We start from the raw sequence: 15,973 nt of genomic DNA, 5'->3' as shown, positions 1-15,973 counted from the left end.
AGAGTAACTATGCTGAAACTGGAAAATGTCAGTGCCCGCATCGATAACGTCGAGGTGCTGAGGAATATCTCTGTAGACCTTCCTGCCGGCTCCATCGTTGCCGTAGTCGGTCGCAACGGCGCCGGCAAGACAACACTGCTGAAGGCCGTCATGGGTTTGTTGCGTCTTGAGGAAGGCGACATTTCATTCGATGGGCAGAGCCTGTCCAGAGTTAAGGCACACGAGCGCGTTCTGCTGGGCATCGGCTACGCACCCCAGGAACGGGTCATGTTTCCCTCAATGAGCGTTGAGGAAAATCTCCGCTTTCCCTGTCAGATCGCCCGCTACAGCAAGGCACAGATCGATGAGAGCTTAAAGTTGACGCTGGAAATCGTGCCTCAGTTAGAGGAGCTTCTGCCTCGCTCAGGGGCGGCGCTGTCCGGCGGTCAGGGTAAAATGGCGGCTTTGGGCCGGGCGCTGATGGTGGGCTCGCACATGGTGTTGCTGGACGAACCGTTTCAGGGGCTTGCGCCTGCACTGGCGGCCCAGTACAGCGACGCGCTGCAACGTCTGCACCAGAAAATGCCCGATTTGTCTATTGTTATAACCGAATCAAACGCCGGCCTTCTGAAAGACATACCGGATAAGGTCATGTACATCGAGCGGGGCGCTCTGCTTCCCGAGCCGGCTGCGTCTGAATCTACCAACCAGTCCGCTGTTGGTGCCCAACTCTAACTAAGAGGTGTTTATGAAAAAACTGTTTATTGGTGGTGAATGGGTAGCGCCTGCGCAAGCAGACGGAATCCCCGTCTACTTTCCGGCAACCGGCGAGTCCTACGACGAGATAGCCCGTGGCCAGGCGAGTGATATAGATTCGGCTGTAAAGGCTGCGCGCGCAGCGGTGAACGGGTTATGGGGCAAGACCACCGCCACCGAACGCGGACGCATCCTGATGAAGATCGGCGAGTCGGTGCTGGCGAATCAGGAAGAACTCGCGGGTATCGAGGCTAAAGACACTGGCAAACCACTTGAACTGGCCCGCAAGGATATCCAGGCTCTGGCGCGCTATTTTGAATTCTATGGCAGTGCAGCAGACAAGGTACACGGGCAGGTCATTCCCTACCTGTCCGGCTACTCGGTCAATATCGTGCGGCAGCCGTTCGGCGTCGTGGGTCATATCATACCGTGGAACTACCCGGCCCAGATGCTCGGACGTACCGTAGCCCCGGCTCTGGCCATGGGGAATGCCTCGGTGGTCAAACCGGCAGAAGATGCCTGTATGACGTCCCTGCGTTTTGCGGAAATTGCGACTGACGCAGGTCTGCCCGCCGGCGCTCTCAACATCGTCACCGGTTACGGTCGCGAAGCCGGAGCCGCACTTTCCGAGCATCCTGACGTGAACATGATTACCTTTACCGGCTCACCGCAAGTCGGCACCACCATCCAGACAGCCGCGGCACAGAATCATGTCAAATGCGTTCTCGAGCTGGGAGGCAAGTGCCCTCAACTGGTGTTCGATGATGCCGATCTCGATAAAGCAATTCCGGTGATTGTCGGTGCCATCGTCCAGAACGCGGGACAGACCTGCTCGGCAGGAAGCCGGGTGCTGATCCAGGAAGGTATTTTTGACGAGGTCCTGGACCGGGTTGCAGCGCGGTTCCGCGAGCTTCGCGTCGGCGGTCCTGACAGTGCTCCGGACTGCGGCCCGATCATCACCCATGCCCAGTATGGACGGGTGAAGCAGTTTATTGCCGAGTGTCTGGACAGCGGCCTCCAGCCTGTGGCGGAGGGCTCCTTCGCAGAAGGAACGGCGGAAGGCGGCTACTACGTCAAACCCACTCTTTTCGGGCCGGTACCGCGGGATCACAAGCTGGCACGCGAGGAAGTCTTCGGCCCGGTTCTGGCTGCTATCCCGTTCAAGGATGAAGACGACGCAATCGCAGTCGCCAACGGTACGGACTATGGTCTGGTGGCCTCTGTCTGGACCGAGAACGGCGCGCGTCAGCATCGGATCGCCAACAGGCTCGAAGGCGGTCAGGTCTTTATCAATTGCTACGGTGCCGGCGGCGGTGTCGAACTACCGTTCGGCGGCGTTCGCAAGAGTGGCCACGGACGTGAAAAAGGTTTTCTTGCGCTGGATGAGTTCAGTCACACCAAAACCATCGTCAACCATTACCAGCAATAACAACCCGGAGGTCGGCATGAAGATAAGATCCGCGGTGCTTAGAGAAATGAGTACGGCCACGCCCTACGCTGACAGCAAGCCGTTGAAAATCGAAGAGCTGACTCTGGAGCCACCTGGTCCTGGGGAAGTCATGGTGCGGATGATTGCAGCTGGCCTTTGCCACTCCGATCTCTCGGTCATCAGCGGAGTGCGTCCACGACCACTGCCAATGGCGCTAGGTCATGAAGCCAGCGCCGAAGTCGTTGAGGTTGGTGCCGGAGTCAGGTCGCTGGAGAAGGGGCAGAAAGTAGTACTGGTGTTTGTGCCCAGCTGCGGTGCCTGTCTGCCATGCATGGAGGGACGACCGGCTTTGTGCGAGCCTGGCGCCGACGCCAACGGCAAAGGCGAAATGCTCGCCGGAGGGTATCGGCTGTCGGCAGACGGAAAGACCGTTAATCATCACTGCGGCGTTTCGGCGTTCGCGGACCATGCGGTTGTTTCTGCCAAATCCTGTGTGCCCATTCCCGACGACATTGATCCCGTTGACGCTGCAGTGTTCGGCTGCGCGGTTCTGACCGGTATGGGTGCGGTAGTGAACACCGGCAAGGTGTCCCCGGGTTCCTCGGTGATGATCGTTGGATTGGGAGGCGTAGGACTCAGCGCTTTGCTGGGGGCCCGGGCGTCGGGGGCGAACCCCCTCATCGCTGTGGATGTCCATCAGCACAAGCTCGACCTGGCACTGGAGCTCGGCGCGACGCACGTGGTCAACGCCCGTGACGATGACGCGGTGGCGCAGGTCCGAGAGCTGACCCGGGGCGGTGTCGATTTCGCGTTTGAGTTCGCGGGTTCCGTGTCGGCGATGGAGCTGGCTTACGGCACGACCCGCCGTGGTGGCACCTCGGTAACTGCGGGCTTGCCCAGTCCGGAGGCGCGCTGGCCTATTCAGCAGGTGAGCCTGACCACAGAAGAGCGCACCGTAAAGGGCAGCTACATCGGCTCCTGTATTCCAGCACGGGATCTGCCCCGCTACCTTGGCCTGTACCGCAATGGTCGGCTGCCGATTGACAAGCTTATCGGGAAACGCCTGGCGCTGGAGGACATCAATGAAGGCTTTGATGGCCTGGCGTCTGGCAATAGCCTCCGCGATCTGATTATTTTCTAGACAACAATGACAAGGTAATCCAATGAATTTATTAGCAGACAAAATTGCAATCGTAACTGGCGCTGCCAGTGGTTTTGGCGCCGCCATTGCCCGGCGTTACGTGGAGGAGGGCGCCAAAGTCATCCTCGCTGACATGAACTATGAAGGTGCTGCCAAACTGGCGGAGGAACTCGGCGAAAGAGCGCATGCCGTCAATTGCAACGTGACCTCAGGCAAGGACGTCCAACTGGCTGTCGATGAATGTGTCCGTACCTTTGGTGTTCCGGACATCGTAGTCAACAACGCTGGTACCACTCATCGCAACCAGCCCCTGCTGGATGTGGATGAGGCAACCTTCGACCGTGTCTTTGCGGTCAACGTGAAATCCATCTTTCACATGATTCACGCTGTCGTGCCCTTGATGAGAGAGAGAAAAAATGGCTCCATCATCAACGTAGGCTCCGTTGCCGGCATCCGCCCCCGACCCGGGCTGACCTGGTACAACAGCTCAAAGGGGGCGGTCAATATACTGTCCAAGTCTCTCGCGGTCGAACTCGGCCCCGATGGTATCCGCGTTAACAACATCTGCCCGGTGATGGGTGAGACTGCGCTGCTTGAAGAGTTCATGGGTGTGCCCGATACACCGGAAAACCGCGCCAGGTTTATCAGCACCGTGCCCCTTGGCAGGCTCTCGACACCCGCGGACGTTGCGGCTGTTGCAGTATTCTTGGCAACGGATGAAGCATCCTTCTTGAATGGTGTCGAGCTACCCGTTGATGGTGGACGGGTCGTCTGAATCTCCGGCCTTGCCGCTCGAACGAGGCTGGATGCCATATGCTTTTCTGAGCGCTAGCGCAATTCCTTCGTGGGCGGCGATGTTCTGGACCAGATTCTTTTCGAAGGTGGGCGGGGCCTCGAGTTCCGGGATGATCATGATCCGCTCGCGCTGCGCCCAGTCCTGCTCAAGCCCCACAAGAATGTACTTTTGGAAGAGTTGATATTGTAAGGCTGTCGATTTGGGCATAATGCCGACGCCGGCCTCAATTACGCGACAGGTGGACTCAAAGTCAAAAACCTTGAGGCGTAATGGCAGTGTCTCGCTAAATCATTGACTTAGTCCTGAAGAAACTTCAATAGAGTACAGGGCTAATGAAGTCGGAAATGCTGGCGTTCCAAGGTCTGTTCAAAATTGATCCGGCTGCAGCCAGCCAGCGGATGCTGCAAGGGTGCGACCACGATCAGCCTGTCGTAACTGATGCAAATCACTGCGAGGCGATGGGCCTCGGCAACTACGCTGAGGTCAGCGTCACCCTCCTAGACGCCCCGAGCGATGTCTCGGGCTATTTTTTCTTCTAGTTCAACCGTAATCCTTGGCTTTCGGCAAGAAACCGCAACAGCACTTCGGTTTTAAAGCCCGTCACTGCGGTGGTGGTGGTGGCGAAAATTCGCCGATGCCCTTTCGGATCGTTGATCAGATCCGCGAACTCGCTTTTGGTATGCTCCGCCTGGTGCAAGACCGCTCGGGTGTGGCGCAACAGTTATGCGCCCGCTGGGGTAGGTTTTACACCTTTGCGTTCTCGATAGCCCATTCGCAGCCAGCTTTCCAGTTAATCGTTAACTGCAAGATGAAGAGGTGCAGATTGCTGGGCCAAGATAACATCACCATCATTCGTGAGTATTATGGAACTATAGCAGGTTTAAATTAGCGGATTAACTGAACGGTATAATAGTCATTATAACAAGGCGACGTCCTAAATAAGTCGATCTTTATTATACCAAAAATGAGTAACGTGAAAATATTAATTCATGCAGAATTTAAGGGCGCGCTAATTAATTTTGTAAAGCTCTGTCATGTCAGAAAAATAGACGTTCGTCACGCTCTACCATTCTGCTAGCATAGCTTTCCAGTTGGCTGGCTTTGGCTAAAATTGGGCGGAGAGTTTTTCCCAAACTCGCCCATCAGGCTGTCGTGATTATTCATCCCTGAAGCACGCATCGAATATCAGACAATCTTCCACTCAATGGTCAGCGTCAGTATTCCGCGTTAACCAATGCTCAAACCCGGATTAAGTAATTTCGAATACCTTTTTTACTATTTTGTGTAAGTATAATTATGCTTTAGTAACAACCAAATCTTCAGTGGGTAGTAAGATCGGTCTATACAAAAAAATCTCTGAGCACATTATGCGTGCCGAGTAAATATATACACTAAAATGAAAAGGGTATAGCCATAAAAATCCGGCAATGACCTGTAAGGCTATAACTTTTTTATGTATTCGACGAGTAATGCGGCACCTAAAAGCTATTTTGAAAGTGCATAATTTCATAAAGTGACTTTTTATATTTTAAAAACACTTTACATAATAAAGATAAAAAGCAAAATCAACGCTACGAGAAATCAATAAGGATTTCTGGATTTACTTTCAATTTTTGCTGGAGGATAATAAAATTTAGTCGTCAATATTTGTACTAAACGTACCACACAAGGCACTGTGTTAAATACTTCAAAATATAATAAGAGGAAACCCGCATGAAACTTCTGACTGCTGCAATATCGGCACTGGCCCTGAGCGTTGGCCCAGGGGCTGTAATGGCCGCCTGCGACGATGGCGAGATCGTCGCAAAGTTCAGCCACGTCACCAACACTGACAGGCATCCGAAGGGTATCGCCGCCTCGTTGTTGCAGAAGCGTGTAAACGAGGAAATGGATGGCAAGATGTGCATCGAAGTGTTTCCCAACTCCACTCTTTATGATGACGACAAGGTGATCGAGGCGATGCTTCGGGGCGACGTTCAGCTTGCCGCACCGTCACTCTCGAAATTCGAGAGACTGACCAAGCAGTTCCGCCTTTTCGATCTGCCCTTCATCTTCTCAGATATCGAAGCAGTGGATCGATTTCAGGCCTCCGATAATGGGCAGGCCATGCTTGACAGCATGCAGCGCCGCGGCCTTCAGGGCTTGGCCTATTGGCATAACGGCATGAAGCAGATGTCGGCCAATGCACCCCTACTGGAGCCTTTGGACGCCGAAGGGCTAAAATTCCGCGTTCAATCCTCCGACGTGTTGGTGGCGCAGATGGAGGCGATTGGAGGCAGCCCGCAGAAAATGGCCTTTTCCGAGGTTTACGGCGCGCTTCAGATGGGCGTTGTGGATGGTCAGGAAAACACCTGGTCCAACATTTACGGAAAAAAGTTCTTTGAGGTTCAGGACGGCATCACCGAGACCAATCACGGTGTAATCGACTATCTGCTTGTGACCAGCGTCGACTGGCTTGACAGCCTTGACGCTGATGTACGCGACCAGTTCCTGCAAATCGTGGCGGAAGTGTCCGATGCCCGCAATAGCGAATCCAGCGAGGTCAATCAAAGCGCCAAGCAGGCGATCATCGATGCCGGCGGCGTGGTGCGTCAACTGACACCCGCGCAGCGCGACAACTGGATTGAGAAGATGAAGCCCGTCTGGGAAAAATTCATGGGCGATATCGGGCAAGAGAATATCGACGCAGCCGTCAACTCGAACACCAGTTCGTAAATCCGCATGAACAGCACAGCCCCCACTCGGGGGCTGTGCTGTACCGGTATCGTGCAGTCCATATTGGCCTGCCCAATTTTTTAACCACTTTCTTTAACGTGCTGTCTGGCTAACTCATGAATCTACTGAACTTCTGAGAGTCCGGAAACCTTATCTCTGAGGTTTATGGGTCCGTGTTGCCAGCTTTGGCCAGAACCCTCAGTGCCAAGCAGTAGGTTTACGAGTTAGTCAAACGAAACACTACCATCATGGAAACGGTACGATGCAGCACAAGACAGGACTAATCGATCAGTTCGAGGAAACTTTGATCGCCGTGCTTATTGGGCTCATGACGGCCATCACTTTCGCCAATGTTGTAGCACGCTACGCGTTTAACTCGAACATTCTTTGGGCACTTGAACTAACAGTTTTCATGTTTGGCTTTTTGGTCCTTTTGGGGGCTTCTTACGCGGTCAAGAAACATGCGCAGCTCGGCGTGGATGTGATTTTGAATCTGGCCTCACCTGCCATACGTCGAGTGCTTGCGCTTATCTCGGTCGCAGCATGCCTCGTCTTTTCGTTGCTCCTGCTGAAGGGCGGTTACGACTATTGGGCTGTTTTTGCTGACTTACCCCCCACCTCAGGCCGCTGGTTCCCGACAGGGTTCGATACAAGTTCGCGCAGTCAAAGCTTCTATGAGATGCAGGACGTACCGATGGTGGGCGCCTTCCGCTTCTTGGAAGATCTAATTAACCACGGCGATACATACGAAAAAATGCCCAAGGCCGTGCCCTATATTGTGCTGCCGATCTCCGCGTTTTTACTGGTGCTGCGATTTGCCCAGGCCGCTGTGGCCATTTGGCGGGGCGAGCTCGACCGTCTGATTGCCAGCCATGAAGTTGAGGACGAACTGAATGAAATCCGCGCGGGCCACGCGCATGACAGCCGCGGAGGATCCAATTAATGGATGTCGCCATTCTCTTTTTCGTAATCATTGCCTTGCTGCTTATTGGTGTACCGATTGCGTTCTCTCTCGGACTCAGTTCCACACTCTTCTTGCTGATCTACTCAAATGCTTCCCTGGCTTCCGTCGCGGGCACTCTGCTTGAGGCGTTCGTTGGCCATTACACCTTGCTCGCGATTCCCTTCTTTATCCTCGCTTCCGCTTTCATGACGACGGGCGGCGTTGCGCAGCGTATCATCCGCTTTTCTATTGCCTGCGTGGGGCATCTGCACGGCGGCCTTGCCATCGCTGGGGTCTTAGCCTGCATGATGTTTGCGGCACTTTCGGGATCATCCCCTGCGACGGTGGTAGCCATCGGCACGATAGTGATCGCGGGCATGCGTCAGGTGGGCTATACCAAAGAATTCGCCGCCGGCGTGATATGTAATGCGGGCACCCTGGGCATTCTTATTCCGCCATCCATCGTAATGGTAGTCTATGCGGCCTCGGTCAACGTGTCGGTCGGCCGCATGTTTCTCGCCGGCGTCATTCCCGGCCTTCTCGCGGGTTCCATGCTAATGACGACGATATATATCATTGCCCGCGTGCGCAACATGCCCAAGGGGGAATGGCAAGGCTGGTCTGAGATCTGGGCCTCTGGCCGCGAGGCGGGTTGGGGCCTCTTCCTGATCGTGATCATCTTGGGCGGCATCTATGGCGGCGTCTTCACGCCAACAGAGGCGGCGGCGGTTGCGGCGGTCTATTCCTTCTTGATCGCCTGTTTCATCTATCGCGATATCGGGCCGCTTGCAACAACCGGAGAGGGCGCGAATATCAGCCTCCTGCGAAAACCGCATGCGATTTTGACCGTCTTCGTGCATCCCGATACCAGGAAGACCCTCTTTGATGCAGGCAAACTTACCGTTACGCTGCTTTTCGTGATCGCCAATGCGCTTATTCTCAAGCACGTGTTGACCGAAGAGCAGATACCTCAGCAAATCGCCAATGCAATGCTGAGTGCGGGCTTCGGCCCGGTAATGTTCCTGGTTATGGTCAACGTCATATTGCTAATCGGCGGACAATTCATGGAGCCCAGTGGCCTACTGGTTATCGTGGCACCGCTGATCTTTCCGCTCGCCATCGAACTGGGTATCGACCCAATCCATTTGGGCATCATCATGGTGGTCAATATGGAGATCGGGATGATAACGCCGCCGGTGGGACTAAACCTCTTCGTGACCTCTGGTGTTGCAGGCATGTCGATGATGTCGGTGGTGCGCGCCTCACTGCCCTTCCTGGCCGTCCTGTTAGTGTTCCTGATCATAATCACCTACATCCCGTGGATATCGACCTTCTTGCCCAATACCTTCATGGGGCCTGAAATCATTACCAACTAACAAAGCTCAATATTGCCTCATGCGCAACGAGTGCCAGAGCCATGCGTTGCGCATGAGGCCTTTTCAGTTTGCGATCAATGGATTGCAATGAGGAGATTTGATGGAAATTAACGCGCAAACAAAGTTAATAATAAAAAAAGAGCCAGAGCTCTTTCGTCAGATTTTACCGCTGAAAGGTGCTTGCATTGTGGAGTTGGGATGCGGCTCAGCGGCTCTCACCCGCTATATCGCTAACGAGTGCGAACCCGCTTCAATTCTGGCTTGCGAAGTGGACCTTGTTCAGCACACGAAAAACAGCGCACGAACGAACTTACCAAATGTGACCTTTGTTGTTGCCGGGGCCGAGAGCATTCCAGCTAGTGATTCTAATGCTGACATTGTTCTGATGTTTAAGTCCCTGCATCATGTGCCGAAAGATCGCCTGGCTGACGCCATGTCAGAGATTTACAGAGTGCTGCGACCGGGTGGCTTAGCGTATATCTCTGAGCCAATTTATGCGGGCGACTTTAATGAAATTTTACGGTTGTTTCACAGCGAAAAAACAATGCGGGAGAATGCATTTGAAGCTGTTTGTAATGCGGTTGAAGAGGGTGTCTTTGAGTTAGTCGGTCAGCACTTTTTTCACATGCCAAGAGTCTTTAACAGCTTCGACGAATTTGAGCAGCGAATGATCAACGTGACGCATACAGACCATCGGCTGTCGCCTGAATTGCTGGCAGCAGTAGAAGCTAGATACAACGACTTTGCTGAAGATGGCCGAGTTTGCTTGACGGCTCCCATGCGAGTTGATCTATTGCGACGGACGGTTGCCTAACCTCGGAATTCGGGGTCCACTTTGAAAGGCGGTATACTCGTCAGTAATTATGGTAGTCCCGAATGGATTGAATAAGTGCTTTGCAGGCTTCCGGCAATGAGGCGTACTCCCGCACAATCACTGCGCGTTCTCGCGTTGCCCAAGCATCCTTTAAAAGCACAATGTCCAGTTTCATATTTTTCTGGTAACGCAAAGCGCTAGACTCCGGCAGGATAGCCATACCAACACCGGCCTCGATCATACGGCAGGTTTGCTCAAAACCGTAAACTTGCATCCGCAGCGACAGCTGTTCGCCAAGTTTCGCCACTTCTTTTTTGAGGAATTGAGTTAGGGTGCTGCCATCGTGCAAACCCAAATAGGGAAAGCCAATGGTATCTTTGAAATCAACAGGCTTGCTTCCAGCTAAAGGGTGATTGGACCCTACAACCGCAACTAAACGATCTACGCTAAAAGGCAGAATTTCGACGCCTTTTATCTCAATTTTACCGGACGTTACGCCCAAATCGGTAGCCCCGTCGAGCACCCCGCGAAAAATGTCATTTGTAAGTCTTTCTTGCAAATCAATCGTTATGCCAGGCCTTTCCCCTAGGAAACTAGCGAGGACTTCTGGCATGAAATCCGTGACCGCGGTGGTGTTGGCAAAAATTCGAATATGCCCACTTTCGCCATCCCGGTACTCGGAAAAGTCCGCTTTTACATACTCGACCTGCCTCATTATTGAACGCGCGTGTTGGAGCAGCTTTTCCCCAGCAGGCGTCAGCTCTACTCCTTGGCTGGCGCGGTAAAACAAACGACTACCCAGCTGACCTTCCAAGGACTTAATGCGCGTGCTAGCTGCGGCTGTCGAGAGGCTTGCGCGCTTTGCCCCTGCAGTCATGCTGCCGGCTTCAGCAACGTGAATGAAAAGTCGTAAATCAGGTAAGTCAAAATGCATTATGCGTTGCTCGGTTGAGTCGAGAGTTCATTTTTTGCAAGGTAAAGAATAGCACTTTACGGAGTTAGCTTTAGGCGAATTTTTCCAGATTGGCTTTAATTCCGAATTCAGGTCAGGATCTCAGCACTCCTGCTCAATTGGCTGAAATACATAGCACTGTTCGGAGCCTATCCACATTAAATACCCTCTTCAAGTGATCGGGCGTTTTGTAAACGTAACTCCTCGCATCATCGCAGTTAGTCGCTATCCAACGATGGTGAGGCGCCTCCAACCTGGCTCGCTAGCAACTGATAAAGTTTTTTGGCTGCTTCGCTAGGGCTATCGTTTTGCAAGTAGAGGTAAAAATTAATGGTAGGCAATGAAGGCAACCCCTGGTTCTCACCTAACACCCTGAATTCGGGTGTGACCATTTCAATACTGCGGGCTGTAATGCCAAGCCCAGCTCGCACCGCCGCTTTGATTCCTGCCAAATTAGGCGCAATGTAACTTTCTTTGTAGTCCCACTGCTCGCGTGTGAGTGCTTCAAGAGCGATAGCCCGAAAAATGCTGGGTTCATCAGCCAAAACTAGCGACAGCGGCTCATCGCTGACTAACTGATAGTCACTGGCAGCAATCCACACCACCGGAGAACTCCGAAGCACCAGATTCGGATAGCCATCTGCTTTACGCGTCGAGATGGTCAAATCAAGTTCACCGGCGAACAGCATGTCCATAAGATCTGGGCTGCGGCCAACATGTATGGCCATCGACAAGCGCGGGTTGGCTCGTGCAAAGGATTGCAAAATGCTCGGTAGCACGGTGTCGGCAATATCCGCTGGTGCTCCTATTCGTACCGGACCAATAAGCTCCTGATCATCCAGTGTTGTCCACAGCTCGTCGTGTAGCGCCAGCAGACGGCGAGCGTACTCTGACAGGCGAACGCCCGCCGCTGTCAGCTGTTTACGGCGGCCACGCTTGATGAACAGCGACACTTGCAGCTCCTTTTCCAAGCGCCCCATTTGCTGGCTAATAGCAGGCTGTGATTTATGAACTTTCAGTGCAGCCTTGGCGAAGCTCTCCTCGTCACAAATTGCGACGAATGTTCTGAGCAGCGATAGGTCTAGGTGGCGCATATAGTTAAGCTCTGGTTATCTATTACAGCTTAAATCTTATTATAAATAGCATGCTTAAAGGAGTAATTTAGACGGAACTTTAGTTACAAGGGAATAGCCATGAGTTCTTCAGCCTCACATCGTCAACAGGTCGTTTCGGACGCACTTAGCCGGGTACGTCAAATATTGGCCTCTCAGGCCGTCACCCGTCAGTCGCTCGACACTGTATTGGATGAAGTCAAACAGCTAGCCGCGCAAAGTGCGCTTTGGAGCGAATCCGATTTTCCTCCGTCAGCGCCTGACGAGTATCAAGCTCGATACCTTATCGACCAGGGTGATGACTTGACCGTCGCGCTCTACCTGAACGTTATGCGCCCCGGAAAATTCGTCCCCCCCCACGATCATACAACTTGGGCCTGTATCGCAGGCGTTGAGGGAGATGAGTACAACACACTTTATGAACGATTGGACGATGGTCGGGAGCCGGGGAAAGCCACGCTGAAAACCGGCGAGAAAATTCTTGTTGGCAAGGGGGGCGGTGTTGCTCTGCTGGCCGATGATATCCACTCTGTTCGCGTTGACGGTGATACGCCTGTTCGCCACCTGCACCTTTATGGACGCGCGTTAGAAACACTGTCACAACGGACAAGTTTTGATATCGATGCAGAAACCTGCAAAACCATGGACATTGGGGTCAAAAGCCGAGTTGCAGAGGGTGAGGATGAGAGCATGGAGGATGACAGTGCCTAGTATCGCACCTCAGGAGCTTAAGCGATTACTGGCCAGCGACGGCCAAGAGGTCGCTTTTCTCGACATTCGTGAGTTCGGTGAATACGGCACAGGCCATCCATTCCAATCGGTGAACGCGCCTTTCAGCCTTCTTGAGGCTCGAATCGGTGAACTGGTACCAAGGCTTAGCACATTGTTGGTCGTGATGGACAGCAGTGATGAAGGTCGGGCTCGCCGCGCTGGCCAATGCCTGGCAGATCTCGGTTATAGCAATATAGCCTGGCTGGAAGGCGGCGCTGCAGGTTGGCGGGATGCCGGTTATAGCCTCTTCGCTGGGGTTAATGTGGTTAGCAAGACCTTTGGCGAGCTTGTACATAAACAGTTAGAGCCTGCCGAAATAGGCGCTGCTCAATTAGCCGAATGGCAGCGCCAAGGCCTGCCTGTTTATATTATTGATGGCCGTCCTGTTGCCGAATATAACAAGATGAACATACCTGCAAGTATGTGCTGCCCCAACGGCGAACTCGCTAAGCGGATTTCCACTATCCTCGATGGTGACACTGAAACGCCGGTGGTCATAAATTGTGCGGGTCGCACCCGTAGCATTATTGGAGCCCAGACTCTTCGTTGGCTGGGTATCAAGAATCCGGTCTACGCCCTTGAAAATGGCACTCAAGGATGGCAATTAGCCGGACTATCACTTGAGTGCGGAAGTAAGCGCTATTACCCCGATGAAGTCAGGGTTGACCCTGCATTTGGCGCGGCTGCCCGCCAATTTGCAGAATCGCACCAGGTGGCGGCAGTTAACGAGCCAACGTTGAATGACTGGCTAGCGGACGAGCAGCGCACTACTTATGTTTTTGACATTCGTACTGAGGAAGAATATCGAAAGAACGGACACGCAGCTGCCGTCCACGCGCCAGGCGGACAGTTGATCCAGGCCTTTGACCACTGGGTAGGCGTGCAGAACGCTCGCGTAGTGCTGATCGATGATGAAGAGTGCCGCGCTCCAATGGTTGCCGGCTGGTTAGCGCTGATGGGAGTAGACGTTGCCTGGCTGCGAGGTGGAAGGGATTCATGGAGGAGCCTGCGTAACTTTAAGAAGCAATCTGAATCTGATTTGCGACTGGAAATTCCGCGAAAAGTGCAGCTAGAAGAAGCTTTGCACCCAGCAACGCTTTGTCTCGATGCACGCCCCAGCATGCAGTATCGAGAGGGTCACTTACCCGGTTCTTTCTGGGCAAACCGGTCGCTACTCAATGAGCAGATCACCAGTACGGATTATCAGCAGTCCGTCGTAATAATTGCCGATATGGAACGCGCGGCATGCCTCACCATAGAGCTCAAAGCGCAAGGCTTTAAAAACATAGGTTGGTTGGCTTCAACACTTGTAGACTGGCAAAATAAAGGCATTACCCTAGAGCGCACTCCGAATAAGCCAAATGATACCAGCTGCATAGATTACCTGTTTTTTGTGCATGACCGACACGATGGCAACCTGGAAGCTTCTCGTCGTTATCTAGCCTGGGAAACCGACCTGTTAGCGCAACTTGATGATCAGGAGCGCAGTATCTTCAGAATCTAGTCCTGTTTGAGAAGATACTTAATGAAACGAAAAGCCAATCCGATAGATCTTGCCTGCCACTAAAGAATGTCGACCCTCTATTTTTTAGGCATCGGTCAATTGGGTGAACAGGCGCGCCGTTTTTCTACATGTAAAGGAGATCGAACGGCCTGAATGAATATCTCAACCTCCTCGCGCTATTTTGCCTTGGCTGGCTTTCTGCCAGTCGGGGTCGTTTTCTTGATGACCTCCTTCGAATACACGAATTATTCCGCATTCGCAGTAGCCGCTTCGGTACTCGCCTTAATCGCAGTCGCTATTTTCAGCTTTGGTGTGGCCGTCTCGCGGGTTATTTTCGTGCTAATCGCGATCGCATTAGTGCTTTGGGCTGCACTAACTCATACGGACTGGATGGCAGCAACCGCAATAGCGGCGCAGCGCGGTGCAATGGTAATGGCGCTGTTCACAGCCCTGACGTCAATCCGGAATGCCGCTATGACCGCACCAGAAATTGTCGAATGCGGGCGATTTCTGGCACGGCAACGGTCGGGGTTACGTTACACAGCCCTGACCATTGGTGGACATCTGTTCGCACTCATTCTGCTTTATGGGTCAATATCATTGCTGGGCACTTTGGCGACCGAAAGTACCGCGCGCGAGCCTGACCCCGAAATTCGCAAGCAACGCACCCGCCGCATGATGATCGCGATCCAGCGGGGCTTTGCGTCTACTCTGTGCTGGTCGCCCCTGGGGTTTTCGATGATCATCAGCGTAGCCGTCGTACCGGGTGCACGCTGGAGTGACGCTGCCCTGCCCGGGGTTGTCAGCGCGCTGATGGTGCTGGTGATCGGATGGGGCCTAGACGCACTTTACAAGCCGCCCGTTAAACCCAGTACACGCCCGGTGGAAACAGAGCGATGGGTAACTCAGTTGCGTCCATTGCTGTTGCTACTGGGGCTTGTGTTGGTTGGCGTCGCGCTGTTGCATACGGTCACGGAAGTAGAGGTGATTGGTGCTGTCATGTCGCTTATTCCAGTCATCGCCATTCTGTGGATCGCAATGCAACGCCCCCCGGTTGGTTTTACGCGCAGCGCCAACATCCGAAAGCGCGCCCTGCTGTTCGTCACGCGCGAATTGCCCCGTTATCGCGGCGAGATCGTCTTGCTGTTCATGGCCGGTTTTATCGGCAGTTTGGGGGCATTTCTGTTGGTGCCACTGGTGCAGGCACAAGGGCTTGACCTGACAACGATCCCGCCCTGGATCATCGTTGCCGCGATGGTTTGGGTGATCCCTATTACAGGGCAGCTTGGCATGAATCCAATCCTCGCCGTTTCGCTGCTGGTGCCCATTTTGCCTTCACCCGAGGTTATGGGGATTCCACCTACGGCGCTGGTCGTGGCGATTACATCTGGATGGGCGCTGAGCGGAGTAACCTCACCATACACAGCGTCCGTCATGCTGGCTGCGTCCTTGGGCGGAGTGTCACCCCTAAGGGCTGGTTTGGGCTGGAACGGGGTGTTTGTTCTCGTGGCCGGCACTGCCCTGACCCTGTGGGCGTTATCGCTTTTCTATATCCTTTGACCCGGACTGGTATCAGGAAATTCATGATAGAATTGACTGCCTCGCTGAGAAATCGGGCGGAACGTCGCTCATCCTAATTCCACCAGTGAACACGCTATCCGTCAACGCGGAGACTTAGCTCGGCG

16 protein-coding genes are annotated in these 15,973 nt (G+C 53.5%); 12 read left to right on the top strand and 4 right to left on the bottom strand.

Annotated elements, in window-relative coordinates; all coding sequences use genetic code 11:
• Positions 1-9 precede the first annotated feature (9 nt).
• The 4 genes from ATI45_RS08625 to ATI45_RS08610 are packed head-to-tail and all read left to right on the top strand — an operon-like array spanning position 10 to position 4,080.
• Positions 10-714, top strand: a complete 705-nt coding sequence (locus ATI45_RS08625; protein WP_098419131.1) for an ABC transporter ATP-binding protein — start codon at positions 10-12, stop codon at positions 712-714.
• A gap of 13 nt (positions 715-727) precedes the next feature.
• Positions 728-2,164, top strand: coding sequence for an aldehyde dehydrogenase family protein (locus ATI45_RS08620; protein WP_098419130.1), 1,437 nt, complete (start codon positions 728-730; stop codon positions 2,162-2,164).
• 16 nt (positions 2,165-2,180) lie between these two features.
• Positions 2,181-3,305: a zinc-dependent alcohol dehydrogenase family protein gene (locus tag ATI45_RS08615; RefSeq protein WP_098419129.1), complete on the top strand. Its 1,125-nt coding sequence runs from the start codon at positions 2,181-2,183 to the stop codon at positions 3,303-3,305.
• A gap of 22 nt (positions 3,306-3,327) precedes the next feature.
• The gene (locus ATI45_RS08610) at positions 3,328-4,080 is read left to right on the top strand and encodes an SDR family oxidoreductase (RefSeq protein ID WP_098419128.1); all 753 of its coding nucleotides are present in this window, start codon (positions 3,328-3,330) and stop codon (positions 4,078-4,080) included.
• On the opposite strand, the gene ATI45_RS08605 is transcribed toward ATI45_RS08610, so the two are convergent.
• Positions 4,051-4,308 carry a hypothetical protein gene (locus ATI45_RS08605; RefSeq protein WP_098419127.1) on the bottom strand — a complete coding sequence of 86 codons (258 nt, stop codon included), beginning with the start codon at positions 4,306-4,308 and terminating at the stop codon, positions 4,051-4,053. The two genes, ATI45_RS08610 and ATI45_RS08605, sit on opposite strands and share 30 nt — an antisense overlap.
• Before the next feature lie 125 nt (positions 4,309-4,433).
• On the opposite strand from ATI45_RS08605, the gene ATI45_RS08600 reads away from it, so the two are divergent.
• Positions 4,434-4,640, top strand: a complete 207-nt coding sequence (locus ATI45_RS08600) for a hypothetical protein (RefSeq protein ID WP_098419126.1) — start codon at positions 4,434-4,436, stop codon at positions 4,638-4,640.
• Here ATI45_RS08600 and ATI45_RS08595 read toward each other — a convergent pair.
• Complete coding sequence (locus tag ATI45_RS08595) at positions 4,637-4,819, bottom strand: hypothetical protein (protein ID WP_098419125.1); 183 nt, start codon at positions 4,817-4,819, stop codon at positions 4,637-4,639. The two genes, ATI45_RS08600 and ATI45_RS08595, sit on opposite strands and share 4 nt — an antisense overlap.
• A 995-nt stretch (positions 4,820-5,814) precedes the next feature.
• Between ATI45_RS08595 and ATI45_RS08590 the strand changes: the two genes are divergently transcribed.
• The 4 genes from ATI45_RS08590 to ATI45_RS08575 all read left to right on the top strand — a co-directional run bounded on the left by ATI45_RS08590 (position 5,815) and on the right by ATI45_RS08575 (position 9,949).
• On the top strand, positions 5,815-6,816 hold the full coding sequence (locus tag ATI45_RS08590; protein ID WP_098419124.1) for a DctP family TRAP transporter solute-binding subunit: 1,002 nt from the start codon (positions 5,815-5,817) through the stop codon (positions 6,814-6,816).
• A gap of 262 nt (positions 6,817-7,078) precedes the next feature.
• On the top strand, positions 7,079-7,759 hold the full coding sequence (locus ATI45_RS08585) for a TRAP transporter small permease (protein WP_098419123.1): 681 nt from the start codon (positions 7,079-7,081) through the stop codon (positions 7,757-7,759).
• Positions 7,759-9,135 (top strand): TRAP transporter large permease, encoded by a 1,377-nt coding sequence (locus ATI45_RS08580; RefSeq protein WP_098419122.1) that lies wholly within the window; start codon positions 7,759-7,761, stop codon positions 9,133-9,135. The genes ATI45_RS08585 and ATI45_RS08580 overlap by 1 nt, the downstream gene beginning before the upstream one ends.
• Positions 9,136-9,235: 100 nt before the next feature.
• The gene (locus ATI45_RS08575) at positions 9,236-9,949 is read left to right on the top strand and encodes a class I SAM-dependent methyltransferase (protein WP_098419121.1); all 714 of its coding nucleotides are present in this window, start codon (positions 9,236-9,238) and stop codon (positions 9,947-9,949) included.
• 40 nt (positions 9,950-9,989) lie between these two features.
• On the opposite strand, the gene ATI45_RS08570 is transcribed toward ATI45_RS08575, so the two are convergent.
• Together ATI45_RS08570 and ATI45_RS08565 are read right to left on the bottom strand one after the other, a co-directional pair.
• Entirely contained in the window at positions 9,990-10,883 is an 894-nt protein-coding gene (locus tag ATI45_RS08570; protein WP_007349838.1) for a LysR family transcriptional regulator, read from the bottom strand.
• A gap of 236 nt (positions 10,884-11,119) precedes the next feature.
• Positions 11,120-11,995 (bottom strand): LysR substrate-binding domain-containing protein, encoded by an 876-nt coding sequence (locus ATI45_RS08565; RefSeq protein ID WP_098419120.1) that lies wholly within the window; start codon positions 11,993-11,995, stop codon positions 11,120-11,122.
• A 99-nt stretch (positions 11,996-12,094) separates the two neighbouring features.
• Here ATI45_RS08565 and ATI45_RS08560 point away from each other — a divergent pair, with 99 nt between their 5' ends.
• From ATI45_RS08560 to ATI45_RS08550, 3 genes are all read left to right on the top strand, one after another.
• Positions 12,095-12,724 carry a cysteine dioxygenase family protein gene (locus ATI45_RS08560; protein WP_098419119.1) on the top strand — a complete coding sequence of 210 codons (630 nt, stop codon included), beginning with the start codon at positions 12,095-12,097 and terminating at the stop codon, positions 12,722-12,724.
• Positions 12,636-14,288 carry a rhodanese-like domain-containing protein gene (locus ATI45_RS08555; protein ID WP_098419118.1) on the top strand — a complete coding sequence of 551 codons (1,653 nt, stop codon included), beginning with the start codon at positions 12,636-12,638 and terminating at the stop codon, positions 14,286-14,288. The genes ATI45_RS08560 and ATI45_RS08555 overlap by 89 nt, the downstream gene beginning before the upstream one ends.
• A gap of 153 nt (positions 14,289-14,441) precedes the next feature.
• Positions 14,442-15,848 carry a hypothetical protein gene (locus ATI45_RS08550; protein WP_098419117.1) on the top strand — a complete coding sequence of 469 codons (1,407 nt, stop codon included), beginning with the start codon at positions 14,442-14,444 and terminating at the stop codon, positions 15,846-15,848.
• Positions 15,849-15,973 lie beyond the last annotated feature (125 nt).

The sequence above is a fragment of the Marinobacter sp. LV10MA510-1 genome (genome assembly GCF_002563885.1).
In the GTDB taxonomy this organism is placed as follows: domain Bacteria; phylum Pseudomonadota; class Gammaproteobacteria; order Pseudomonadales; family Oleiphilaceae; genus Marinobacter.
The sequence above is the reverse complement of the archived record's forward strand: the minus strand, read 5'-3'. Positions and strand labels throughout refer to the sequence as shown.

What these genes read in the sequence shown, in the direction of transcription:
- ATI45_RS08560 (WP_098419119.1), top strand. Translation starts at nt 12,095, where the DNA reads ATGAGTTCTTCAGCCTCACATCGTCAACAGGTCGTTTCGGACGCACTT.
- ATI45_RS08605 (WP_098419127.1), bottom strand. Translation starts at nt 4,308, where the DNA reads ATGCCCAAATCGACAGCCTTACAATATCAACTCTTCCAAAAGTACATT.
- ATI45_RS08615 (WP_098419129.1), top strand. Translation starts at nt 2,181, where the DNA reads ATGAAGATAAGATCCGCGGTGCTTAGAGAAATGAGTACGGCCACGCCC.
- ATI45_RS08565 (WP_098419120.1), bottom strand. Translation starts at nt 11,995, where the DNA reads ATGCGCCACCTAGACCTATCGCTGCTCAGAACATTCGTCGCAATTTGT.
- ATI45_RS08570 (WP_007349838.1), bottom strand. Translation starts at nt 10,883, where the DNA reads ATGCATTTTGACTTACCTGATTTACGACTTTTCATTCACGTTGCTGAA.
- ATI45_RS08550 (WP_098419117.1), top strand. Translation starts at nt 14,442, where the DNA reads ATGAATATCTCAACCTCCTCGCGCTATTTTGCCTTGGCTGGCTTTCTG.
- ATI45_RS08555 (WP_098419118.1), top strand. Translation starts at nt 12,636, where the DNA reads ATGCAGAAACCTGCAAAACCATGGACATTGGGGTCAAAAGCCGAGTTG.
- ATI45_RS08590 (WP_098419124.1), top strand. Translation starts at nt 5,815, where the DNA reads ATGAAACTTCTGACTGCTGCAATATCGGCACTGGCCCTGAGCGTTGGC.
- ATI45_RS08580 (WP_098419122.1), top strand. Translation starts at nt 7,759, where the DNA reads ATGGATGTCGCCATTCTCTTTTTCGTAATCATTGCCTTGCTGCTTATT.
- ATI45_RS08600 (WP_098419126.1), top strand. Translation starts at nt 4,434, where the DNA reads ATGAAGTCGGAAATGCTGGCGTTCCAAGGTCTGTTCAAAATTGATCCG.
- ATI45_RS08575 (WP_098419121.1), top strand. Translation starts at nt 9,236, where the DNA reads ATGGAAATTAACGCGCAAACAAAGTTAATAATAAAAAAAGAGCCAGAG.
- ATI45_RS08625 (WP_098419131.1), top strand. Translation starts at nt 10, where the DNA reads ATGCTGAAACTGGAAAATGTCAGTGCCCGCATCGATAACGTCGAGGTG.
- ATI45_RS08610 (WP_098419128.1), top strand. Translation starts at nt 3,328, where the DNA reads ATGAATTTATTAGCAGACAAAATTGCAATCGTAACTGGCGCTGCCAGT.
- ATI45_RS08585 (WP_098419123.1), top strand. Translation starts at nt 7,079, where the DNA reads ATGCAGCACAAGACAGGACTAATCGATCAGTTCGAGGAAACTTTGATC.
- ATI45_RS08620 (WP_098419130.1), top strand. Translation starts at nt 728, where the DNA reads ATGAAAAAACTGTTTATTGGTGGTGAATGGGTAGCGCCTGCGCAAGCA.